Below are 21,351 nucleotides of genomic sequence, written 5' to 3'. Positions count from 1 at the left end.
CGCACTGAAGCGAGGCCTACCGGGGCTTGATCCCGGATTCCAGCCGCTCCTCCAGCAGGCGCGCCGTGCCGGGTGCACCGCTTTGCTGCCCGAGGGCCTGGCGGTCCACGGGGCTCAGCCCTCCTGGTTTGGTCGGGGTGTACAGCCAAATCGTGAAGAACTCGGACAGATCCCGGCCGGCGAGCCGTTCGGCAAGCTTGATGAAGTCGGCGGTGGAAACGTTGCCTCCGGCATTCGACTCAGTCCACTCCTCCAAAATGTCGAAGAAGACCCCGTCACCCACCAGCGCGCGCAGGGCGTGCAAGGTCATGGCACCGCGCGCATACACCGCGAAGTCAAACAGGGCGGCCGCCCCGGGGTCGCCGATGGTGACCGTCCAGAACGGGGACTCGGCCGGGAGTGCACCCGCGTAGAAGTCGAAGATCTGCTGCGGGGTTTCCCGGCCCTCGTGCCCGCTCCAGAGCCATTCGGCATATGTGGCGAAGCCTTCGTTCAGCCAGATGTCGCGCCACGTCTCCACTGCGAGGTCGTCGCCCACCCACTGGTGGGCCAGTTCATGGACCACTACAGAGTCAGCGCTGAGCTGGTCTGCAAAGAAGTACTTGGAGTAGATCGGCCTGGTCTGGTTCTCCAGGGCGAAGCCGAGCTGGTCCAGGTCATCCACAATGCCGCCGGCCGCCTTGAAGGGATAACGGCCAAAGTACCCGGACAGGAAGCTGATGATTTCCGGCTGCCTGTCGAAGGATGCCTGTGCGCGGTCACCGAGTGATGGAGGCCCTTCCCTGCCTGCGGTCCACCCGTCCTCGTTCGGCGGGCTCCCCTCGGGCGGCCCTGAGGCGGCCCAGCCGTCCTTGGTGTTCCCGTCATCCTCGAACGATGTGGTGCCCTCCCCGGTGGAGACGCCGATGTCGTCAACGAACACGCCGTCGAAGGGCAGGACGCCGTCGCTCACGTACGTGATGGAAACCTCCACGTCCTTTCCGGCGAAGCGGCTGAGGTTGACCCCCCATGATTCCCAGCCGGAGCTCGGCCCCGTGGCGGCCCACCAGTGTCCGCTGGTGCCGGTCGACTTGCACGTGCCGTCGCCCTGGTCGGTCAGGTAGTGCGTGAGGAACGGGTGCAAGGCCAGCCTGGCGGGGCAGGCGATCCCCGGGTCGCTGCTGGTGTGGCCGGTGTCGTCTTTCAGCGTGGTCCACTTGTCGGAGCCGGCCGGGCGTGCTTCCACGAAGGTGAAGTCGTAGGCGTTTTCGATGTTCCGTTGGAGCCAGAAGGAGAGTGCTGCCCCGGCCTTTGGGACGCTGATCGTTCTCGTGAGGCGTGCGTAGGAGCCCAGGCTGCTGTGGGACCAGGCGAAGTTCTTCCCGGTTTTTGCCTTCACCACCGGGCTGAACAGGTCGGGATCGATGGCATCCACGTAGCTGATGCGGTCTTTGGTGTACTTATTGAGCTCGAACTGGCCCACGCTGGCGGTCGCCAGGTACGTGGCCATGGGTTCGTCTGCCTGCCACGTCCAGGTGGCATTGCCGTCCGCCGTTACACGGTCGCGGAGCACCCCGTTGGCCACCACCTCGCGCCCCTCGGGAACAGTGATGCGGAAGGTAAAAGCTGCCTTGTCCAGCGGATGGTCGTTGGCCGGGAACCAAGTGGCAGCCACGTGCGGTTGTCCGATGACCAGTGAGCCGTCGTCGGTGTGGAAGAACCCGGACGGGCCGAACTGGTCTATCAGAAGCCTCGGCACGCCGGAGTAGGCTATCTCGGCTTCGAATTTCGTCCCGTTCCGGATGCCGGTCCCGGGTGCCACCGTGAGCTCGCTTCCGCTGCGTGTGTATGGCGCGCTCTGGCCGTCGACTTTGACGGAGTGCACATCCAGCCCGTCCAGATCCAGGTTGAACGACGAGAGGTTCTGCGTGGCGTGGGCATGGATGGTGGCCGAACCGTCTAATCCGCCGCTAGCCGGGTCATAGCTAAGGTCAAGCACGTAGCGGGTGACGTCGTAGCCGCCGTTGCCGTCGGAAGGGTAGTACGGATCGCCAATGCCCGGATCCCCGGGCTGGAAATTGCCTTCGGCTGCCGTCGCCGGAGCCGTCAGTACCGTGGCTAAAAGCAGGCAGGAAAGCAAGAGGCCAGCCCTTTGGGAGGGCCGGCCACAGCGGGCGTGCCGGCCCGCCGCCGAAGTGAAGGGTAGGGACTTCATCGCTCCTCATTCAAAACCACGGTGGGAACACGGCGCCGGCGCCGAGCTGGCTCGGTGCCGGGGGCGATAAGCCGGCACAACGGCCGGGGCGTACTGTAGCCACAAAAATGCGCCTGACAGCTGGCCCTGTCAAGGGTGAATTGGTCGAGCGGGGATTGGTCCGTGCCCCGGCCCCGTCCGGGACGGCACTGGGGTGTCAGCCCTGAGGGCTTTAACCGAACGCCAGGTGTGCCACTGTGAAGATCGCCAGGCCCGCCAGCGAACCCACCACGGTGCCGTTGATCCTGATGAACTGCAGGTCCTTGCCCACTTGCAGTTCGATCTTCGAGGACGTCTCGTCCGCATCCCAGCGGGCCACGGTATCGGTGATCACGCCGGCAATGTCGGAGCGGTAGGTCCGGACGAGGTATCCGGCGGCGTCGCCGATCCAGGCGTTGACCTTGCCGGCCAGCTCGTCGTCGCCGACGAGCCGTGCCCCGAAATCGCGCACGGCGGCCTTGAACTTTACGGTCAGCTCGCTGTCGGGATCGTCGACGGCGGCGAGGAGCGCGCCCTTGATGGTCGCCCAGGTCCGGGAGGCGAGTTCGCGGACTTCCGGATCTCCGAGGACCTGCGCCTTGATGCTTTCGGCGCGGGCAATCATGGCGGGATCGTACTGCAGGTCCTGCGCCAGGTCCGTCAGGTATTTATCGATTGACTTGCGCACCTCGTGCTGCGGATCCGACTGGACTGCACGGGTGAACTTCAGGATCTCCACGTAGACCTTGTCGCCCACGAGGCCATCCACGAAGCTGGGAACCCATTGGGGAGAGCGGTCGGTGACAAGGCGGCTGACGGTCTCATGGTTGTCCGCCACCCAGTCCGCCGCCCGGTCCACCAGCAGGTCAATGAGTTGGTGATGGTGGCCGTCGGCGAAAATCCGTTCGGCCATCCGTCCCACCGGAGGCCCCCATGGCGGGGTAAGCAGATGCTTTCGGACCATGCTCTCGATGACCGCCTGGACGTCGTCGTCGTTCAGGACCTTGAAAGTGCCACGGATGACGGCAGCGCCCTCCTTGGCCACACGCTCGGCACCGCCCGGCCCGGACAGCCACTGGCCCACTTTGCCGGAGATGTTGATGCTGGAGAGTTTGTCCTGCACCACCTGCTCGGAGAGGAAGTTGGTTTCCACGAACTCTCCCAGCGATGCCCCGATCTGGTCCTTGCGCCGGGGAATGATGGCGGTATGCGGGATCTTCACGCCCATCGGGTACTTGAACAGGGCCGTCACAGCGAACCAGTCCGCGAGGGCGCCCACCATGCCGCCCTCAGCCGCGGCCCTGACATATTCCAGCCAGGGGTACTGCTTCTGCAGTGCAAACGCGATGACGAACACGACGGCCAGGGCGATCAGCAGGGAGAGCGCCACGAGTTTCATCTTCCGCAGTGCGGCGGCTTTTTCGGCGTCTCCGGGGCTGAGCTGGTGCGGCCCGACGGCAGGACCCGCTTGGCGGGGAGGGCCGGAGGGTGGGGCGGCTGGCTGCGTGGTTGGCTCAGAATTCACCTGCATGTGCCCAGCCTAGCCCCGCTTCACCGGCAGCAGTCGGCTAACGTGTCAGCATGACAACCGACGAGTCACTTCGACCCCGTCCCTTGGTCTATGCGCACCGGGGCGCCAGCGCGGATTTCGCGGAGCACACCCGGGCGGCCTACCTCCGGGCCCTTGCCGACGGTGCCGACGGCGTGGAGTGCGATGTGCAGTTGAGCAGGGACCAGCACGTGGTCCTGCTGCACGACGCGAATCTGGACCGCACCTCGGACGGAACCGGGCCTGTGGCCGAACGGACCATCAACCAACTGCGGCTGCTGGACTTCTCGTCGTGGAAGGGCGTCCGCATCCCGGAGGAATACGGCCCCCGCTCGGACCAGTTCCTCACCCTCCCCGACCTGCTGGACCTCCTCCGGGATTCCGGGCGGGACATCGGACTGGCCATCGAACTGAAGCACCCCAGCCCTTACCAGCTGAAACTCGAGGATCGGGTGCTGGAAGTCCTCCAGGCGGAGGGGTGGGACGCGCGGACGTCCCGGCTGGACAACATCAGCATCACGTTCATGAGTTTCAGTCCGGATGCCGTGCGCCACCTGCGGAAGGCGGTGCCCCCTGAATTCATCTGCCAACTGGTGGATGACGTCAATGTCGCCGGAATCCGGGAAGAGCTGGGTCTTGGGCCGCTGACGGGCGGCGCCGTTGCGAACGTCATGAAGGCCGCCCAGCTGGAGGGCGAACGGATCCTCAACGATTGCGAAGTCGGCATCGCCGGGCCCGGCATCGGGTATGTCCGCGAGCACACCGGCACTGTCCGGCGCTGGCTGGATTCGGGCCGCAGATTCCGGGTGTGGACTGTGGATGCCGAGAAGGATGTGGCGTTGTGCATTGGGCTCGGGATTCACGAGATCACCACGAACAGGCCCGCCCAGGTTCTGGCCCAGCTGCAGCCGGCTTAGTTCCCGTGCGCCGCTGTGATTGAGTGGAGCCATGCCCATCACTTGGCCTGCCCGGTTACTGGGGTCCCCGGCGGTTCGCGTGGGCCTGTCCATCAGCGTCGCCACCGGACTGTACGGCGTTTCGTTCGGCGCCCTTTCGGTGACCTCCGGCCTCGACTTCTGGCAGACCATGGCCCTTAGCCTGCTGCTGTTCAGCGGAGGCTCACAGTTCGCGTTCATCGGCGTGGTGGCCGGCGGCGGGTCCGGACTGGCCGCGATGGGAGCTGCCACCCTGCTGGGGATGCGCAACGGAATCTATGGCATGCAGCTCAACGTCCTGCTGCATCCGACGGGGTGGCGGAAGTACGCAGCCGCCCAGCTGACCATCGACGAATCCACCGCCACGAGCACCGGGCAGACGGACCCGGCAGAACAGCAGCGCGGATTCTGGACCGCGGGGATCGGCATCTTTGTGCTGTGGAACGTCTTCACCGCCGTCGGGGCCCTGGCCGGGAGCGCCTTGGGAGACCCCAAGCAGTGGGGGCTCGACGGCGCTGCGGTGGCGGCCTTCCTGGCGCTGCTGTGGCCCCGCCTGAAGGGCAGGGAACCGGTGGCCATCGCCATCGTCTGCGCGCTCGCCACCGTGCTGGCGGTGCCGTTTGTTCCGGCCGGTGTGCCGATCCTCGCAGCCGCGGCAGTGGCCGCCCTCATCGGATGGTTCAGCCATGGGCCCAGGGATGAAGGGTTGGAGCCTGACATCGATCCGTACACCGGGCACCATCACGGGCCCGGCCACGGGCACAAACAAACGCCCAGCCAAGAACCGGGGACCGCGCCGGGTGATGCCCGGTGAACCTCTGGATGTGGTTGCTGCTGTCGTGCCTGTTCGCCTATGCATGGAAGCTCGTGGGGTACCTCGTGCCGGCCACGCTGCTGCAAAATCCGCGGACATCGCGGATCGCCGGAACAATGACGATCGGCCTGTTGGCCTCATTGACGATCGTCAACGCGGTGGCGGCGGGCCCGTCCCTGGTCCTGGACGCCCGCGTCGGCGCCCTGGCTGCAGCCGCCGTCGCACTGCTGTTCCGGGCTCCCTTTCTGGTGGTTGTCATTGCGGGGGCGGGAACTGCAGCCTTGCTGCGGCTGGCCGGCTGGAACTGAGGGGCAGCATTGACGTGTGACGCTGGGTGTGAATGAGTAGATCGTGAGATGGAGCCTGGTGTTGTTGAATTCTGAGAGGACGGACTCATAGTGAATGACAAATCAACCCCGGAGGAATCAGGGGCCCACAGGGATGTCCACGAAAAATCGGGCGCCCCGTACATTGAGGTGAGCGGCTCCCAGTCCACGAGGGAACTCCGCGACACGTCACGCCGGCGCCGCGAAGCCGAAGAAAAACTGCAGCAGCACCTGATGGAAGCGAAAGAGCACGCCCATGAGGCGGAGCATGCGTCTCACGCGAAGCAGCATCCGGAGGAGGGGGCGGGCCACGAGTCGGCTATCCGCGACAAGGGCTCCCAGACGAAGAAGGCGCGGGACGCCGCCGATACCAAGGGTGAGGATTCATAGCGGGCACGGACTGACGTTCCGCGCTTGAAGCCGGATGGTTGGTGACTCCTCAGGCCCCGCCGTCAGGCGGCCCCGTAGGCGTCCGGTGATTCCGGCGCCGACCGCCGGCCCAGTTCCTCGACAGCAAGGTCATACCAGTCCTGGGCTCCCAACACCGGTTTGGGGGTGTCCAGATTGCGGTACAGCGCGTCCACGATGATGCCCAGTTCCTCGGTGGACGCAGCTGAGAGGGTTTCTTCCGGATCGCCGGAATGGTTCATGAAATGGGCGAGCTGTGAGCGGTTCATGCTGACCCAACCGGCCGGACTCGATTACACGTGAAGAATGCCATTATGTGCTCCGTGCAAAGTATTTCTACCCGAGGCTGGCTGCCTAACCACTGGTCTGCTCAGCTTACTGTGCCTGCCACGACAAGGGAATAACCCTGGCCGGACGAAGCGGCCCGCGAGTGGGCGGGGCTGGGCGGGGCCACAAGTGTACGTTCGCGCTCAACCCGCGGTGGCGGCTTAGCGCGAACGGACAGTTGAGGCCCTTGTTAGTCGAAGTTAGTCGAACTGCGTTCCCGGCAGCGGTACCTGGGGAGGCAGCTGGCGGACCGGACGTTCCCAGCGAATGGCATCTTCGACGAGCGCCGCCGGCCGGCGCCAGGCATCGGAACCCGGTTCCATGGTGTCAACCACGCCGATCAGCATGGCGAGGAGACGGACCATGTCCGTCAGCGAGATGTCTGTGCGGAGCGTGCCCTGCCCCTGGCCGCGGCCCAGGAGGATCCCTACGGATTCGATCAGGCTGCCGGTGATGCCGGTCAGGAGGTCACGGCGTCCGGCAACGGCGCCGAGCAGGTTGGCGTTCTCGCTTGCCGCTGCCATGACGGCATCGATGACACGGAACAACCCGTCGGCGGCATCCTGTCCCGCCAGTGCGACGTCGATGACAGGATCAACGGTGAGCCGGAGCTGGCGGTTCAGTGCTGCCAGAACCAACTCTTCCTTGTCGGAAAAGTTGCGGAAGAGCGTCGCGGGACCCACTCCGGCTGTGGTGGCGATGGTCTGCAGCGGAACATCCGGTCCGTAGTCCCGGAAGCACTCCCGGGCCGCATTAATGATCTTGTCCACATTGCGGGCAGCATCGGCACGGAGGGGCTTGCGCTCGACTGCGAGGTTCATAGTAAAAGGTTAGCAACGCGGCGTCCCGGCTACTTCGTTACCGATTGGTAGTTCCAAATATGACGCAGCGCACGTCCCGCCGCCGTTTTCCGGCATGCCAGACTGAACCTATGTTGCTTGCATTTTCAGTTGCCCCGTCCGGAATTCCTGCCGATGAGACCTATGCCAAAGGGGACGCTGACGGCTCTGTGCATGACGCGGTCGCCGCTGCGGTGAGGGTTGTCCGGGACTCCGGGCTGCCCAACAAGACTGACTCGATGTTCACCACCATCGAGGGCGAATGGGACGAGGTGTTCGCCGTGGTCAAGCGCGCCACCGAGGAGGCAGGGAAATACGGCAGCCGGGTTTCCCTCGTGATCAAGGCCGATATCCGGCCCGGCTACTCCGGCGAACTGACGGCTAAGGTGGAGCGGCTGGAAAGCGCCATCGAGGGGTAGGGCGGGTCTAGCCCGCCAGTTCCGATGCTGGGACACTGGGGCCATGCTTGAACACAAGTCGCGGCCCGAGTGGGTGGCCGTAGAAGAGTTCCTGTCCGACGTCGTCGTGCATCCTGACAGTGCGCTGCAGCGCGCGGTGCAATCCGCCGTCGACGCAGGGATGCCGCCGATCGAAGTCACGCCGAACGCCGGAAAGCTGCTGAAGCTGCTCGTCGGGGCCTCGGGGGCCCGGCGCGTCCTGGAGATTGGCACCCTCGCGGGATTCAGCACCATTTGGATGGCGCAGGGGCTTCCCGACGACGGCCGGCTGGTGACATGTGAATACCTCGCCAAACACGCGGAGGTGGCGCGGGCGAACGTGGACGCGGCCGGTCTGGGCCACAAGGTGGAGATCCGGATCGGCGCCGCGCTCGACACGCTGGCTGCGCTGGAGGCGGAGGGCGGCGGGCCGTTCGATTTCGTCTTCATTGACGCTGACAAGGAAAACAACCCCCGGTACCTGGACTGGGCGGTCCGGCTGGGCCGCCCGGGCACCACCATCGTGATGGACAACGTGGTGTGGGAGGGCGCGGTGCTGGATCCCTCCATGGACGAGGTGAATGCGCCAGGGATCATCGACGCGCTGAAGCTGATGGGGGAGGACAGCCGTTTGGATGCCACCGTCATCCAAACCGTAGGGTCCAAGGGCTGGGACGGCTTCGCGCTGGCCGTGGTCCGCTAGCAGTCCTGTCCCTGCAGGTTGCCGCGGAGGCGGTTCCCTGGGGAACAGACAAAAGCACCGCCCGCGTACTGGGTACGCGGGCGGTGCTTTTGTTGCGAGGTTAGCCGAGGACGTTCATGACGTTCCAGCCGCCGCCCACCCGGACCCGGTTGGGGAAGGTGCCGGCACCGTCGCCCAGGTAGGACCAGAGGACTCCGCTGGTGTCGCGGGCCACGAGGTCATCGCGTCCGTCACTGTTGAGGTCCGCGGCGCCGCTGATGGCGTTCATGATGTTCCAGCCTGCGCCGGCCCTGACCCGGGTGGGGAAGGCGCCGGCAGCGTTGCCCATGTAGGACCACAGAACTCCACTGGAATCCCGTGCCACCAGGTCGGCGTTGCCGTCGCGGTTGAGGTCACCGGCGGCACTGATGGCCATGGTGCCCCAGCCTGCGCCGGCCCTGACGCGGGACGGGAAGGTGCCGGAGTTGTTGCCGCTGTAGCTCCACAGGATGCCGCTGGAGTCGATGGCAAGCAGGTCATTCCGTCCGTCGCCGGTGATGTCGCTGGCCGCGCTGATGGTCTTCATGGTGTTCCAGCCTGCGCCGACCCGAATACGCGTCGGGAAGGTGCCGGAGCCGTTGCCGCGGTAGGTCCAGAGGACACCGCTGGAGTCGCGGGCCACGATGTCAGCCCGGCCGTCCCCGGTGAGGTCACCGGTGGCGCTGATGGAATTCATGGTGTTCCAGCCGGAACCGACCCTGACCCGGGTGGGGAAGCTGCCGGAGCCGTTGCCCATGTACGTCCACAGCACTCCGCTGGAGTCGCGGGCCACCATGTCGGCGCGTCCGTCTCCGTTGAAGTCCTGCGAGACGCTGGTGACGCCGGTGCCGGTACCGATGCGGACGTTCCGGTTGGCAACGACGCCGATGTTTCCGGCCACATCAGTGGCGCGGACGCTGAAGGTGTAGAAGCCGTTGGTCTGCGCATCCCAGGTCTTGGGCGACGAGCAGGTTGGATCCCAATCGCCGTTGGTGGGCAGCAGCCGGCATTCGTACCGTGCCTGAGCATCAGGGCTGCTGAAGGTCAGGCTGGGCGTGTTGTCCAGGCTGGGCGTGGACGGGAACGGTGCCGTGACGGAGACCGCCGGCGCCGTGGTGTCCACCGTGAACCTGAGCGTCCCGGAGCTCTCGGCGCCGGCACGGGCCTGTACGCTGTGGGAGCCCTGGGCCAGCGGTGCCAGCGCAATTGAGTACGTGGAACCAGTCACTGTGGCCGCCTGCGCGGGGCCGCCGTTGACACTTACCTCCACCGGTCCGGTGGTGCCTGCCGGCAGCGTGCCGGTCAGCGTCGGCGTGGTCACGTTGGTGACGTTGTCGGCCGACGAGCGGCCGCTGTCGCTGGTGGCGGCCAGGTCCGGTGTGGAGGGACCAGCCTCAGTGCCCTCGGCGATCAGGCCCTGCACCGTGAACAGGTTGGCCGTCACCGTGTCGACGCCGGGACCGCCGGCGTCCGGTCCGTCCACCTGGACGAAGTTGTTGCCAGACGGGGCTCCCGTGACCGGCCGGGCGGTGTCGATACTGCCGATGGTGCCGGCCTCTGCGCCGACCTGCTGGAGGAAGGTAGCTGTGGAACCGGTGGTGTACGCTCCCAGGAAGGCGGCGCCGACTCCTGCCCAATCGCAGGCGGTTGTGGCGGTCGGTGCGCAGCCCTCGTCCAGGGTCTGGTTGATTTCTCCTACGCCGGTGCCGTCGTCGACGGCCTCGAAGGTGTGGACGCCGTACGGGTGGGTGATGGTGTATTCAGCGCCAATCACCAAGTCGGTAAACCGGAACCGCAGCCGGCCGAAACCCATCTGGTCGCCGTCGATTACTGCTTCGTTGGCGTGCGCTGCTTCGAGAGCGGCTTCGTAGGAGCCGGTGCCGACGTCGGCAGCCGCCGCGAACCAGAACGCTTCATCAGGGAAGTTGTCGGGGTAGGAAACGGGCGCCTCCGGGTCGGGCGGCTCCGACAGGCAGCCCTTCCCTGCTTCGTAGCAGAGCTGCAGCTTGACGGTGCCGTCCGAATACCAGGTGGGAAAACCGTTTGTCTGGTCCACGGGACCCATGCCGGCAGTTGCGGCGCTGCCCGGGACGGCGGCGAGCGGTGCCAGCGAAGCGGCCAGCAGGGCGCCGGAGACGACGGCGGCGAGACGGCGGGCGGTTGTCGTCATCGGCTGGCGGTGTGCCCGACGTGCGCTGCGCGCTCCGTCTGGCATCTTGGGCCGGTCTACAGACTTGGAAAACATGGTGACTCCTCAAATGGACACTCGATTAGTGGCCCCCAGTACCTTCAAGGCCAGGCCAGGAAGCGGATTCCCTGCCACCGCCACAGTGGCGAACAGACCTTGGATTAATCTCGGACGGGAGACGCTGGTATCCCTGTTTTCCCGGCTTGAACTGCCATTTCATGCCTGAATGACCGGAAATGTGCGCCAATCAGCGGGTCGCCGGGCCCGGCGCTACGGGGATATGGCAGCGCGTCAGGCGGTCCTCGTGTCTGTCCAGGTGCTGGCAATCCTCGGGTTGACCTTCCGCGGCAAGTGCGGGCCAGCCGTCGCCCGCGAATTTAGCCATCGATTTGAGGGGGCCCAAATGGGGGTGGCGCCGGGGCTGCCCGTGCTTGTGCCGCGCAACCCCAGCTTTTTCCAAGAACGGCCGATCATGCTCGTGCCAGTCCCCTCGAAAGGAGACACAGCCATGTCCGTTTCCCGACGACACCTACTCCCAGCGGCATTGCAGGCGGCACTGTCACAAAAGGCACTTCCCCCATGGGACGGCTAGCACGCCACGCAGCGGCCCGGCCTGAAAGGTCCGCTTGGACGTTCCTCCGGCACGTTCGGAGCAGGAAAACCGCGACGGCGGCAGTCCTGGCGGCAGGCCTTCTCGCCACCCGCCTGTGGGTTCTTGAGCCAATGACGGTCAGCTCCGAAAGCATGGAACCGGCGGTGCCCCGGGGAAGCGCCGTCCTGCTGTTCAAGCCCGGCCCGCTCCTGGGAGGGCTCAGGGCCGGGGACCTGGTGGTGTTCAGCAGTCCCGAGGACGGGCGCCCGACACTTAAGCGCGCCATCGCTTTCCAGGGCCAGTCGGTTGCCATTGAAGACTCCGTCCTCGTTGTGGACGGGACACCGCAGCCTGAGCCCGGCATCGACCACAGCCGCATCGACGGCACCTACTTCGGTCCCGTCATGGTCCCTGCCGGCCACGTCTTTGTGCTCGGCGACAACCGGTCGGGCTCCGTCGACTCCCGGGCCTACGGCAGTGTTCCGCTGGATCAGGTGCAGGCCACCGTGGCATGGCCATCCGGGGCATAGCGGACTGAGCGCAGGCACATCACGGCGTGCACCGCGGAAGATAAGTATGCTGGGAATCAGCGTGGCCGGCCGTACGCGGCCGGAGCCTGTCAACAGCAGCGGAGGAAGCAATGAAAGCGTCCCAGACCCTGGCCGCCAACCTTCAAATGGTTCTCACGGATCTGATCGGACTCCATCTGCAGGGGAAGCATGCGCACTGGAACCTGGTGGGCACCAACTTCCACGGCCTGCCGGACGGCCGAAGCTCGTCCGCCTCTGTGACTTCACCCGCGGAAGACTGAGCCCGTGAACCCGCCGCATCGCCGCTGGCAGGCGGTCCGCATCAGCTCCACGCCGGAACAGCTCGCGGAGCTTGATCCGACGCTGGAGTCGGTGGCCGCCGCTGTGGAGGACGTCCCGGCGCTGCTCGCTGCAGCCAACGAGGCCGGCAAATCCGCGCCGACGCCGGGTGGCGGGAGCACCGCACGGCTGTGGGAACTGCTGGCGTCCGTCGCCTCCATTGATGTGGCCGCGGGACGCATCCTTGAACCTCACCTCGACGCCGGTGCCATACTGTCGCAGGCCGGAAAGGCGGACTCCTTCACCGGAACGTGGGGCGTCTTCGCTGCCGAGGCGCCCGGCACGCGCCTGGCTGCGCAACCTGCAGACCAGCCCGGTAACCAGCCCGGGGGAGTGCAACTCACCGGGTCCAAGCCATGGTGCTCGCTGGCCCAGTTCGTGGACCATGCAGTGGTCACCGCGCACACCGCAACGGGAGGCAGAGCCGCCTTTGCCGTTGACCTGAGGGATGCAGGCGTGACCTGCACGGACCCCGAGTGGACGAGCCGGGGCCTGCGGGAAATCCCCAGCGGCACCGTGCATTTCGACCGCGTGGCGGCGGTGCCGCTCGGCGATGACGGCTGGTACTTTCAGCGCCCGGGATTCGCCTGGGGCGGCATGGGGGTGGCGGCGTGCTGGTTGGGCGGTGCCGTTGCCCTCGGGCGCTACTTCAAGGCCGCGCTGATTCGGGGCGCCCAATCCCAGCGGGAGCCCGATCAGGTGGCCCTCGCCGGCCTGGGCGAGGTGGACAGGATCCTCACCTCCACCTCCCAGTACCTCGCCCGCGCGGCTGAACTGATCGACGGCGGGCGGCCGGGGAGCGTCGGGGCACCTCCGGCGCAAGCACAAGCAGAACAAGCACAGGCAGCAGAGGGAGCCGGGCCGGCCGCCGGCGCGTGGAGCGAGGCGCTCCGGGTCCGCGGGACCGTTGCCGCCGCCGTCGAACGCGTCCAGCTCCTGGTGAGCCAGAATCTGGGGCCGGGACCGCTGGCCTTCGACGACCGGTACGGAAAATGCATGGCGGACCTGTCACTCTACGTACGCCAGCACCATGCGATGCGCGACGACGCCCAGCTCGGAGCCCTGACCCTTAACGGCGAACACCCGTGGTGACCTTCTCCCACGCGGACGCCGGCACGGATGAAGCGGCCTGGGCCGGCAGCGCGCTCGCCGGCATTGGCGAACTGCCCCTGGGTCCGGACGAACTGGCCGGTATGGCGTTCATCCTTCTCGCGGCCCATCCGGATGATGAATCGCTCGGCGGGGGCGGCCTCCTGGCGAGGCTCTCCGGAGCAGGCGCCGCCGTGGAAGTCCTGCTGTGTTCGGCAGGGGAAGCGTCCCACCCGGACTCTCCCACCACAACGCCCGAGCAGCTTGCGACCGTCCGGCTGGCTGAGTTCGGCGCTGCGATGTCCGTGCTTGGCCTGGCGGGGCGCTGGCAGTTCCTCGACCTTCCCGACGGCAGGCTGGCAGAACATCGCACATCTGTCACCAACGGTCTGAGGCTGGCTGTGGACCGACACCACGGGCCTCCGGATCGGCTCGTGCTCGTTGCCCCCTACCGGGAGGACGGGCACCCCGACCACGAGATTCTGGGAACGGTGGCTGCGGATATCGCGGACGCCGGTGGCCACGGTCTGCTGGAATACCCCGTCTGGTACTGGCTTTGGGCGACGCCGGAGGAGGATGCCTGGCGGGACTGGGTACGGCTTTCGCTCACCGGGCAGGAGCAGCGGGCCAAGCGTGCCGCCATGCTGGCCCACACCTCCCAGGTGCGGGCGCTGTCGGGACACCCTGGCGATGAGGCGCTCCTCACGGACCGGTTCCGGGCCCATTTTGAGCGTCCCTTCGAGGTCTTTGCGTGGCAGCACCCGGTCTCCGGAACCCGGAGCGCCCGCGACGCTGAGGGCATCTTTGATGCCGTGCACAGCAAGGCTGCCGACCCTTGGGGGTATGAGGACAGCTGGTATGAGCGGCGCAAGCGCGCGCTGACCCTCGCTGCGCTGCCGGAGCCACAGTACGACGCCGGACTGGAAGTCGGCTGCTCGATCGGAACCTTGAGCGCAGAGCTGGCGCAGCGGTGCGGCCGGTTCCTCGCCGTGGACGCCAGCGGCGTTGCCTTGCTGGAGGCTGCGCGGCGGCTGGCTCCCCACGCCGGTGCCGAGGCACGGCAGCTGACGGTTCCGCGGCAGTGGCCGGACGGCCGCTTTGACCTGATCGTTGTCTCGGAAGTTGGCTATTACCTGGCACCGCCCGAGCTTGCGGAGCTGTTCGACCACATCGCCGCAGCGCTGGCGCCGGGCGGAACGCTGTTGCTTTGCCACTGGCGGCACCCCGTTTCCGGCTGGGAGCTCGACGGCGACACAGTCCACGCGCTGGCCAGGACCGGGCTGCGATGGCCCACGGCGGCGCTGTATACGGAACGGGACTTTGTGCTGGAGACGTTCACCGCGCCGGAGCCTGTGCATGGCGCCTGAGCCGGGCGGCCTGGCGCGAATCGGCCGTGTGGACGTGGTCATGCCGGCACACGATGAGGAGCGGCATCTGGAGCGGGCACTCTGCGCCATCCAGGCAGCGGCCGCCGCGCTGGAGAGGCGGCGGCCCGGCACCGACGTCGGTATCACCGTCGTGCTGGACCATTGCACCGACCGTTCGGCAGAGGTCGTCTCGGCTTTTGCCGGCCTGGACCGCCGGATCACGGTGTTATCCCGGCGGTTCCGTAATGCAGGCGCCAGCAGGGCGGCCGGTGTGGCCGCAGCCCTGCTGGGCCGTCAGTCCTCCCTGGAGAAGACGTGGTTGGCCAGCACCGACGCAGACTCGTGCGTCCCGGATACCTGGCTGTGGCGCCAACTCGAGTTCGCAGACGCCGGCTGGGACGTGGTGCTGGGGTCGGTGGAACCTGACCCGGGCGGCATGGACCCCGAAGTTCTCCGCCGCTGGCGCGCCAGGCACCCGTTCGGGGAAGACCACCCTCACGTTTATGGTGCCAATCTTGGCGTTCGGGCCTCGGCCTACCTGCACGCAGGAGGGTTTCCGGAGATTCGCTCCGCCGAGGACAGAATCCTGGCGGAGCGGCTCCGGCGCCGGGGCTTCGCCGTAGTGGCAACGGATACCATCCGCGTTGTCACCTCGGGACGAACGGCGGCCCGCGCTCCCCGGGGGTTCGGCGCTTATCTCCGGACCATCGGCGTGGAGGCCGCCGCGGCACTGAGAAGCGGGTAGCGGCGGCCCCTGCAGCGGGACGTGAATCTCACTCGGTATCGGCGCGGTCCTGCCCGTTCTGCTTGCCGCTGTGCTGTTCGCGGAGTTCGCGTCCGTGCCGGATGTCTTCTTCCTCCTTCTCCTGCAGTTTGTCGCTCTTCTTCGTGTCACGGGGCGGCAGTTGGATGGTCTCTTCCGCCTCAATGCCAGCTTGGAGTTGCCGGCCGCGCTCCATTTCAGCGTCGAACTCCGCGCCAAAAAGCAAGGACATGTTCAGGATCCACAGCCACAGAAGCATGACGATTACGCCGCCGATTGCCCCGTAGGTCTTGTTGTAGTTGCTGAAGTTGGCCACGTAGAAAGCGAAGCCCAGCGAGGCCAGGACGAAGGCCAGCAGTGCAATGAGGGAGCCAATGCTCATCCAGCGGATCTTCGGCTGTTTGACGTTGGGGGTGGCGTAGTACAGGATCGCGATGACCACTATGACCAGCAGGATGATGACCGGCCATTTTGCGACGTTCCATATGGTCAGGAACACCCCGCCGAGTCCGAGGACCCCGCCTACGGCTTCTGCGACCGGGCCGCTGACCACCAGCATGGCGGCGAGCAGCGCGACGATCACCACGGAAAGCAGTGTCACACCGAGCATGGTGCCGCGGAGCTTGACGAAGCCGCGGCCTTCGTCGATTTCGTAGATCCGGTTCATGCCCCGGCCGAACGCGTTCACGTAACCGGAGGCGGACCAGAGGGCAGTTGCGAGGCCGATGACAAGGGTGAAGCCGGCCGCCGGCGAGGCGGTCAGTTCCTGGATCGGCTCGCGGATTGTGTCAATGGTGGAACCCGGCGCTATGCCTTTGGCGATGTCCAGAAGCGCCGCCGTCGTCTTCTCTGCGTCACCAAAGATTCCCAGAAGCGAAACCAGGGCGAGCAGCGCCGGGAAAAGCGAGAGGACTGCATAGTAGGTGAGGCCTGCGGCGACGTCGGGGCACTGGTCTTTCGTAAACTCGCGCAGCGTCTTCCTGGCGATGTACTTCCACGAAGGCTTGGTGACCTCCGTGGGGCTGTCAGGCTTGCGTTCGTCGTCCGGGGCGGGCGCTGTGGACGCCTTCGCTGTACTGGATTCCGGGGCTTCTTTCGTGGCCATGGGACCATCCTTTCGGGCACGTGCAGGCGGCAAGGTCCGCGTCGCGGCGGAACTGGCTGCAGATCAGTCCTGCAGTTCAATAGGGGTGGGCGGGGGTTGGTGTCGTTCTTCGCTTCAGCGTTCTGCGGCGAACCGCCCAGCGGGGGCCTAACCGGGATTCGACCGGTCGCGCGTGAGCGGGTCACTGCCCATGGGGTCGTCCGCGAGCTCTTTTCCTGCCAGCGGATCGTTCGCAAGGTGTGTTCGGGACTGCCTGTCTTCGGCCAGCTGGGGGGAGTCCAAAGGATTGGCGGGGCGGGGCCCCGCGGCGGAGACGGCTCCACCGAGCCCGGCCGTGGCGGCATCGGGGCCGGGAAGGTCGACCGGCGGCGGCACCGACGCGTCCGCCGGGGGAACGTAGCGTCCGGAAGCGGCTTCCGACCCCGGAAGATCCACCTGGGGCGGTGGCACCGCCCCGCCGGCCGCGGGAACGAAGCGACCGCGGGTGCCCGATGAAGCAGGTGCTCCGGCGCTGAGGCCGCGCGTGAGCCTGCCGGCCAGGACACCGGCACCGGCTGCCAGCAGAAGGAACGTACCAGGATGCCGCCTGGCGTATGACGTGGCTTCGTCCAGCAGTGAACCGGGATCCTTCCCGTCCAGCCAGGCCGCCGCGGCCGCTGACCGTTCAGCGGCCTGCCGCACGAGGTCGGAGGCAACGCCGGACTGGCCTGGGGCCATAGCCATCGTGGTCAGCTGGTCCGAGAACGACCGGATGCCCGAAGCTGCCCTCCGCTGCTGGCTCACGGCCTGGCCGGCCAGCTCGGACCTCACCTCGCCGAGCAAGCTCTGCGCGCTTGTTTTTGCTTCGGCCGCAACGTTGGCTGCCTCGCTCCGTGCCGTGTGGGCCACGGCGCCGGCCGAATCCGCTGCGCTGTGCAAAGTCGAATCCGCTGCGCTGTGCAAGGGACGAGCGTGGTGGGGAGCCGAGTGCTGCGGGGCCGAGGCTTCAGGCTGGCTCCCGTCCTGCGGCCATTGGTTCTGTGTCATCATCGCTCTCTTTCAATGAAGGTGGGCTGCTGATCACAATCGGCATTGCTCGCTGTAAAATAGTAAGCATGATTACTATTAGATAGTAAGTACCCCGATTGCCGTTAGTTCAATCGGCCGGGTATGGGGCTGCATCTGGCCTTCCATACATCGGCCGGCCCGCGATGGATATGGAGAGAGGTGGATCCACGGTGGATACAGCCGCCTGGGTTTGGATCGTTGTCGGAATTGTCGTCGTGGCACTGATCGTCGTGCTCCTCATGACGAGCCGTAAGCGCAAGGAGGCGTTTAGGCGGAAGCGGGATGAAACCAACCGCCAGCACGCTGCGGAAATCCGCAGAGAGGCGGAGAATGCGGAACTGGAGGCCCGGGAGAATGAGGCCCGGGCGCTGCGTGCGAAGTCGGACGCCGAGAAGGCTCAGGTCGAGGCTGCGAGGCTGAAGCAGGAAGCCGAGCAGCGCCAGTCCGAGGCGCAGGGCCTTCGCAGTGATTCGGAGAAGCATATGACGAAGGCGAACGCGCTGGACCCGGACGTCGATGATGAGGGCGGCAGGCGTCAGGGGGCGGCTATGGACCCTGACCAGAGGATGGACCCGGACCAGAGGGCTGACGCCCCGCGCAACACCCGCGCCGACACGGGGGCGGATACCCGCGCGGAATCCGAGACCCGGCCTGCCGCCGGGCCTGGCCCGACGGATGCGCGAAAGGACAGCCCGCGGGAGTAACGGCAGGCAGGTGGCCCCATTTTTTGGCAGGGCCCATTGTGACGGGGCACTGCCCGCTTAGGGCCGCCCCCACAGCGAGCGCCGGGGCCTCAACGGCGGGGACGGCGCGAGGCCGGCGCCTGCCCCCATGCCCTCGATTACTTCCCGGATGGCATCGAGTGATGACGTCCTGGGCTCCCAGCCGAGCTCCCTGCGGGCGCGTGCCGTGTCCATGATGGGCGCGCCGGCGGCCATCTCGACCCAGCCTGAATCTGTCTCCTGCAGCCGGAGGCGCCATGTCGCATCCACGAGGGCGTGTAGGAGCCGCACGGGAATGGGCAGCACCCGCCGCGCATGGAAGAGGCGGGCCAGGTTCTGCGGGGTGACCACCGGCTCGGCCGCGACGTTGAAGGCCCCGCCGGCCCTGCGCTGAATGACTCGCCAGTAGGCGTCAGCGACGTCGTCCGCGTGCACCGCCTGGAAGACGAGCTCGTTCGGAATGGGCAGGATGGGCAGGGCCGGGCGGCGCGGCACCAGCCGGGGATGGACCATGCCCAGGAAGTACCGTCCGATCTCACTTCCGGCATCGCGCTGGAAGATCAGCCCCGGCCGCAGCCTGGCCACCGTGACGGAAGGATTGTCCCAGGCGAACCGGTCCAGGAGCGCCTCCTGCTCGGCTTTGTGCCGGCTGTAGTGGGAGCCGGCCATGCCTCTGGCGGGCCAGCCTTCATCCACCCGGCGATTCTTGTCCGCCCTGCTGTAGGCGCCGACTGACGAGGCGCACACCAGGTGCCCGACTCCCGCTTCCTTTGCTGCGGCCAGCACGTTGGCCGTGCCCGTGACGTTGGTTCGGTGCAGCGCTGCAAGGTCGCGGTTGGGCTGCACCTGCCAGGCCAGGTGCACCACCGCATCAACCCCGGCGAACGCTGCGCGGATGGCGCCCTGATCGCTGTCCAGGCCCACGTCCGCCGTGTGCCACTCCACACCGGCGTAGGGGGCCCGCGACGTGTCCGGCATCCGGCGGCTGACGCCCACCACGTCCGGTCCGCCGTCGGGATCCTGCTGCAACCTGCGCAGCAGGGCGGTGCCCGCATTTCCACTCGCTCCTGTGATGGCGATTCGCATGTCATATCCTCCGTGGACGCGCTGGATCCTGTCCGGCGGCGCATTTGCCGGGGTATCGGTTTACCGCCGTACGCCTGATGCTTTCCCGAGCCTATCGCGTGGGAGGCATTGTGTAATAAGCAGGCTTATGATTTCCTAGCGTTGAGTCTTGCCGCAGGCTTTCTTGTGATCCAGGTCGAAGGAATCCCCGACAATGCCAGAGAATCCTCCCCATGCCACCGTGGACCACGCCCGGAATGGTTACCCCGTACTTGAAGGCGCCTGCCATGGGCCTGACCCGCACCGTGCCAAGCGCCCTGCCCAACAGGCCGGCCGCCTGCACGACGCCTTCCAGAATCAACTCGTCCTGAGCTACCTCGACCTGGCGGAGTCTCTTGCCGCGCGCTTTGCCACACGGGGACGGGACCGGGCGGACCTGGTCCAGGTTGCCTACCTAGGGCTGGTCAAGGCCGCCAAGGGATTCGATGAGAACAAGGGCGAGAGCTTTCCCGCCTATGCCGCCCCCACGATCAGCGGCGAGTTGAAGCGTTTCCTCAGGGACCGCTGCTGGGCGGTCCGGCCGCCGCGCCGGGTGCAGGAGGTCCGGACCCAGATGTTGCGCATGGCACCGGACCTGACGCAATCCCTCGGGCGCGTCCCCACTGACCAGGAACTGGCAGCTGACATGGGGGTGTCGGTTGACGACATCAGGGAAGCCATGGCGGCAGGGAGCAGCATGCATCCCGATTCCCTCGACAACGCAGACCCATGGGGCGGGCCGCCGATGGCCGAGGCACTGGTTTCCCCTGATGCCCCCATTGAACGCCTGGAAGAACTGGTATGCCTGAATGAGGCGATCCAGGAGCTGGATGCCGATGACCGGGAACTGCTCTACCGGCGCTACTTTCGGGAAGAGACACAATCGGAACTGGGGCAGCGGTTCGGCATCTCCCAGATGCAGGTGTCCCGCCGACTGTCGCGCATTCTTGTCTGCCTGCAGCACCGGTTGCTGGCTGAAGAGGATCAGTCCAGCGAGAGTCCCCGGACGGCTGCCAGAACATCCTCCACCGAGACAGCCAGGAGGGCAGGGTCCGGCGCGGCAGCGAAGATGTCGCCGCGCCGTGCCTGACCGTCCGTGAGCACCACGTGCGGTCCCGGCGGCGGCCCCCACACCTCCACCGGAGCCGGGCCGAACAGCACCACGGAGGGGCGCGAATAGGCTGAGGCAAGATGCGCCGCACCCGTGTCGGCCGAGACCACCAGCCTGGCCCCGGCGATGGCCGCCACGAACTCGGCTAGCCGCAACGCGCCGGCCAAGACGTGGCTCTCCGCGAGCCCGGCCAGCCGTGCAACCTCCAAGGCCCGGGGACGTTCGGCTGCGCTGCCCGTGAAGACTATCGTGTGCCCGTCGGCTGCCAGCTGGCGGGCCACAGCGGCGAACCTTTCGGCGGGCCACAGGCGGCTGCCGTAGGCTGCGCCGACGTGCAGCACCGTGGCGGCCGGGCATGGGCTGGCAACCGCTGGCCGGCGCAGCCGGTAATCGGCGGCGTCAGCTTCGATGCCATGCCATCGCAGCAGGCGCGTCCACCGCTCACGTTCATGGATGTCCTCCACCCACGATGGGCCGGGCCTGTGGGCCGTGCGGTGGCCCAAGATGGTGCCAGGCCTGATTTCAGCCAGGCGGCGGTCGCTTTCCGGCCCGCTGCCATGGAGGTTCACCGCAACGTCCACCCGTCCGGCCCCGATGGGAATCGGAACGTCCAGGCCGTGGGTGGGGAGCAGCTCGAACCCGTCCACCAAAACGAGTGCCTCCGCGAGCCAGTCCTGTGCCGCGTAGAGGAGGCGGTGTTCCGGGTAGGCGCGCCGCAGCGCATGGAGTGCCGGCACGGCGACGAGCAGATCGCCCAGTTTCAGCGCCCGCAGGACCAGCAGGATCGGCTGTCCGCCGTCGGCATCCGGTGTTTCCACTGTCTGGC

At 66.8% G+C, this 21,351-nt stretch carries 21 protein-coding genes and 1 pseudogene; 13 read left to right on the top strand and 9 right to left on the bottom strand.

Going from position 1 to position 21,351, the window contains the following annotated elements; all coding sequences use genetic code 11:
* Window positions 1-16: 16 nt before the first annotated feature.
* Complete coding sequence (locus tag AC3A3W_RS14250) at window positions 17-2,194, bottom strand: M1 family metallopeptidase (RefSeq protein WP_487443685.1); 2,178 nt, start codon at window positions 2,192-2,194, stop codon at window positions 17-19.
* Between the two features lie 211 nt (window positions 2,195-2,405).
* Window positions 2,406-3,743 carry a DUF445 domain-containing protein gene (locus AC3A3W_RS14245; protein WP_487443684.1) on the bottom strand — a complete coding sequence of 446 codons (1,338 nt, stop codon included), beginning with the start codon at window positions 3,741-3,743 and terminating at the stop codon, window positions 2,406-2,408.
* A gap of 50 nt (window positions 3,744-3,793) precedes the next feature.
* Here AC3A3W_RS14245 and AC3A3W_RS14240 point away from each other — a divergent pair, with 50 nt between their 5' ends.
* The 4 genes from AC3A3W_RS14240 (at window position 3,794) to AC3A3W_RS14225 (ending at window position 6,226) form a co-directional block, all read left to right on the top strand.
* Complete coding sequence (locus tag AC3A3W_RS14240; protein ID WP_487443683.1) at window positions 3,794-4,678, top strand: glycerophosphodiester phosphodiesterase; 885 nt, start codon at window positions 3,794-3,796, stop codon at window positions 4,676-4,678.
* Between the two features lie 31 nt (window positions 4,679-4,709).
* Window positions 4,710-5,510: an AzlC family ABC transporter permease gene (locus AC3A3W_RS14235; RefSeq protein ID WP_487443682.1), complete on the top strand. Its 801-nt coding sequence runs from the start codon at window positions 4,710-4,712 to the stop codon at window positions 5,508-5,510.
* Window positions 5,507-5,818 carry an AzlD domain-containing protein gene (locus AC3A3W_RS14230; protein ID WP_487443681.1) on the top strand — a complete coding sequence of 104 codons (312 nt, stop codon included), beginning with the start codon at window positions 5,507-5,509 and terminating at the stop codon, window positions 5,816-5,818. Before AC3A3W_RS14235 ends, AC3A3W_RS14230 begins: the two co-directional genes overlap by 4 nt.
* 90 nt (window positions 5,819-5,908) lie before the next feature.
* A complete protein-coding gene (locus AC3A3W_RS14225; RefSeq protein ID WP_487443680.1) occupies window positions 5,909-6,226 on the top strand; it encodes a hypothetical protein in 318 nt (105 codons plus the stop codon).
* Between the two features lie 62 nt (window positions 6,227-6,288).
* On the opposite strand, the gene AC3A3W_RS14220 is transcribed toward AC3A3W_RS14225, so the two are convergent.
* Together AC3A3W_RS14220 and AC3A3W_RS14215 are read right to left on the bottom strand one after the other, a co-directional pair.
* Window positions 6,289-6,513: a hypothetical protein gene (locus AC3A3W_RS14220; RefSeq protein ID WP_487443679.1), complete on the bottom strand. Its 225-nt coding sequence runs from the start codon at window positions 6,511-6,513 to the stop codon at window positions 6,289-6,291.
* A 258-nt stretch (window positions 6,514-6,771) separates the two neighbouring features.
* On the bottom strand, window positions 6,772-7,392 hold the full coding sequence (locus AC3A3W_RS14215; RefSeq protein WP_487443678.1) for a TetR/AcrR family transcriptional regulator: 621 nt from the start codon (window positions 7,390-7,392) through the stop codon (window positions 6,772-6,774).
* Between the two features lie 110 nt (window positions 7,393-7,502).
* Between AC3A3W_RS14215 and AC3A3W_RS14210 the strand changes: the two genes are divergently transcribed.
* Entirely contained in the window at window positions 7,503-7,829 is a 327-nt protein-coding gene (locus AC3A3W_RS14210) for a thiamine-binding protein (RefSeq protein WP_487443677.1), read from the top strand.
* Between the two features lie 43 nt (window positions 7,830-7,872).
* Window positions 7,873-8,550 carry an O-methyltransferase gene (locus AC3A3W_RS14205; RefSeq protein ID WP_487443676.1) on the top strand — a complete coding sequence of 226 codons (678 nt, stop codon included), beginning with the start codon at window positions 7,873-7,875 and terminating at the stop codon, window positions 8,548-8,550.
* Between the two features lie 100 nt (window positions 8,551-8,650).
* On the opposite strand, the gene AC3A3W_RS14200 is transcribed toward AC3A3W_RS14205, so the two are convergent.
* The gene (locus AC3A3W_RS14200) at window positions 8,651-10,813 is read right to left on the bottom strand and encodes an FG-GAP-like repeat-containing protein (RefSeq protein ID WP_487443675.1); all 2,163 of its coding nucleotides are present in this window, start codon (window positions 10,811-10,813) and stop codon (window positions 8,651-8,653) included.
* 621 nt (window positions 10,814-11,434) lie between these two features.
* Here AC3A3W_RS14200 and lepB point away from each other — a divergent pair.
* The 5 genes and pseudogenes from lepB to AC3A3W_RS14175 all read left to right on the top strand — a co-directional run bounded on the left by lepB (window position 11,435) and on the right by AC3A3W_RS14175 (window position 15,418).
* Window positions 11,435-11,878 carry a signal peptidase I gene (gene lepB, locus AC3A3W_RS14195; RefSeq protein WP_487443724.1) on the top strand — a complete coding sequence of 148 codons (444 nt, stop codon included), beginning with the start codon at window positions 11,435-11,437 and terminating at the stop codon, window positions 11,876-11,878.
* A gap of 110 nt (window positions 11,879-11,988) precedes the next feature.
* Window positions 11,989-12,144, top strand: a pseudogene (locus tag AC3A3W_RS14190) (DNA starvation/stationary phase protection protein); the annotation flags it as partial.
* 19 nt (window positions 12,145-12,163) lie between these two features.
* Window positions 12,164-13,309, top strand: a complete 1,146-nt coding sequence (locus tag AC3A3W_RS14185; RefSeq protein WP_487443674.1) for a hypothetical protein — start codon at window positions 12,164-12,166, stop codon at window positions 13,307-13,309.
* Entirely contained in the window at window positions 13,303-14,673 is a 1,371-nt protein-coding gene (locus tag AC3A3W_RS14180; RefSeq protein ID WP_487443673.1) for a PIG-L family deacetylase, read from the top strand. The genes AC3A3W_RS14185 and AC3A3W_RS14180 overlap by 7 nt, the downstream gene beginning before the upstream one ends.
* Window positions 14,663-15,418: a glycosyltransferase family 2 protein gene (locus AC3A3W_RS14175; RefSeq protein ID WP_487443672.1), complete on the top strand. Its 756-nt coding sequence runs from the start codon at window positions 14,663-14,665 to the stop codon at window positions 15,416-15,418. The genes AC3A3W_RS14180 and AC3A3W_RS14175 overlap by 11 nt, the downstream gene beginning before the upstream one ends.
* A gap of 28 nt (window positions 15,419-15,446) precedes the next feature.
* Here the strand turns inward: AC3A3W_RS14175 and AC3A3W_RS14170 are convergent, their stop codons facing one another.
* Together AC3A3W_RS14170 and AC3A3W_RS14165 are read right to left on the bottom strand one after the other, a co-directional pair.
* Window positions 15,447-16,541, bottom strand: coding sequence for a YihY/virulence factor BrkB family protein (locus tag AC3A3W_RS14170; protein ID WP_487443671.1), 1,095 nt, complete (start codon window positions 16,539-16,541; stop codon window positions 15,447-15,449).
* A gap of 147 nt (window positions 16,542-16,688) precedes the next feature.
* A complete protein-coding gene (locus AC3A3W_RS14165) occupies window positions 16,689-17,567 on the bottom strand; it encodes a hypothetical protein (RefSeq protein WP_487443670.1) in 879 nt (292 codons plus the stop codon).
* A 191-nt stretch (window positions 17,568-17,758) separates the two neighbouring features.
* Here AC3A3W_RS14165 and AC3A3W_RS14160 point away from each other — a divergent pair, with 191 nt between their 5' ends.
* Window positions 17,759-18,292, top strand: a complete 534-nt coding sequence (locus AC3A3W_RS14160) for a hypothetical protein (RefSeq protein WP_487443669.1) — start codon at window positions 17,759-17,761, stop codon at window positions 18,290-18,292.
* A 57-nt stretch (window positions 18,293-18,349) separates the two neighbouring features.
* Here the strand turns inward: AC3A3W_RS14160 and AC3A3W_RS14155 are convergent, their stop codons facing one another.
* The gene (locus AC3A3W_RS14155; protein WP_487443668.1) at window positions 18,350-19,396 is read right to left on the bottom strand and encodes an NAD-dependent epimerase/dehydratase family protein; all 1,047 of its coding nucleotides are present in this window, start codon (window positions 19,394-19,396) and stop codon (window positions 18,350-18,352) included.
* Window positions 19,397-19,589: 193 nt separating this feature from the next.
* Between AC3A3W_RS14155 and AC3A3W_RS14150 the strand changes: the two genes are divergently transcribed.
* Complete coding sequence (locus AC3A3W_RS14150; protein WP_487443667.1) at window positions 19,590-20,504, top strand: sigma-70 family RNA polymerase sigma factor; 915 nt, start codon at window positions 19,590-19,592, stop codon at window positions 20,502-20,504.
* Here AC3A3W_RS14150 and AC3A3W_RS14145 read toward each other — a convergent pair.
* Window positions 20,399-21,343, bottom strand: coding sequence for a glycosyltransferase family 9 protein (locus tag AC3A3W_RS14145; protein WP_487443666.1), 945 nt, complete (start codon window positions 21,341-21,343; stop codon window positions 20,399-20,401). The genes AC3A3W_RS14150 and AC3A3W_RS14145 overlap by 106 nt on opposite strands.
* Between the last annotated feature and the right edge of the window lie 8 nt (window positions 21,344-21,351).

It is taken from the genome of Arthrobacter sp. Soil_N43 (genome assembly GCF_057655195.1).
This window is presented reverse-complemented; position numbering and strand designations above follow the sequence as displayed.

Bases quoted from the DNA above. Each gene is read 5' to 3' on its own strand.
- AC3A3W_RS14250 (WP_487443685.1), bottom strand. From the start codon at position 2,194: ATGAAGTCCCTACCCTTCACTTCGGCGGCGGGCCGGCACGCCCGCTGT.
- AC3A3W_RS14245 (WP_487443684.1), bottom strand. From the start codon at position 3,743: ATGCAGGTGAATTCTGAGCCAACCACGCAGCCAGCCGCCCCACCCTCC.
- AC3A3W_RS14240 (WP_487443683.1), top strand. From the start codon at position 3,794: ATGACAACCGACGAGTCACTTCGACCCCGTCCCTTGGTCTATGCGCAC.
- AC3A3W_RS14235 (WP_487443682.1), top strand. From the start codon at position 4,710: ATGCCCATCACTTGGCCTGCCCGGTTACTGGGGTCCCCGGCGGTTCGC.
- AC3A3W_RS14220 (WP_487443679.1), bottom strand. From the start codon at position 6,513: ATGAACCGCTCACAGCTCGCCCATTTCATGAACCATTCCGGCGATCCG.
- AC3A3W_RS14215 (WP_487443678.1), bottom strand. From the start codon at position 7,392: ATGAACCTCGCAGTCGAGCGCAAGCCCCTCCGTGCCGATGCTGCCCGC.
- AC3A3W_RS14210 (WP_487443677.1), top strand. From the start codon at position 7,503: ATGTTGCTTGCATTTTCAGTTGCCCCGTCCGGAATTCCTGCCGATGAG.
- AC3A3W_RS14205 (WP_487443676.1), top strand. From the start codon at position 7,873: ATGCTTGAACACAAGTCGCGGCCCGAGTGGGTGGCCGTAGAAGAGTTC.
- AC3A3W_RS14200 (WP_487443675.1), bottom strand. From the start codon at position 10,813: ATGTTTTCCAAGTCTGTAGACCGGCCCAAGATGCCAGACGGAGCGCGC.
- AC3A3W_RS14175 (WP_487443672.1), top strand. From the start codon at position 14,663: ATGGCGCCTGAGCCGGGCGGCCTGGCGCGAATCGGCCGTGTGGACGTG.
- AC3A3W_RS14170 (WP_487443671.1), bottom strand. From the start codon at position 16,541: ATGGCCACGAAAGAAGCCCCGGAATCCAGTACAGCGAAGGCGTCCACA.
- AC3A3W_RS14165 (WP_487443670.1), bottom strand. From the start codon at position 17,567: ATGACACAGAACCAATGGCCGCAGGACGGGAGCCAGCCTGAAGCCTCG.
- AC3A3W_RS14155 (WP_487443668.1), bottom strand. From the start codon at position 19,396: ATGCGAATCGCCATCACAGGAGCGAGTGGAAATGCGGGCACCGCCCTG.
- AC3A3W_RS14150 (WP_487443667.1), top strand. From the start codon at position 19,590: ATGCCAGAGAATCCTCCCCATGCCACCGTGGACCACGCCCGGAATGGT.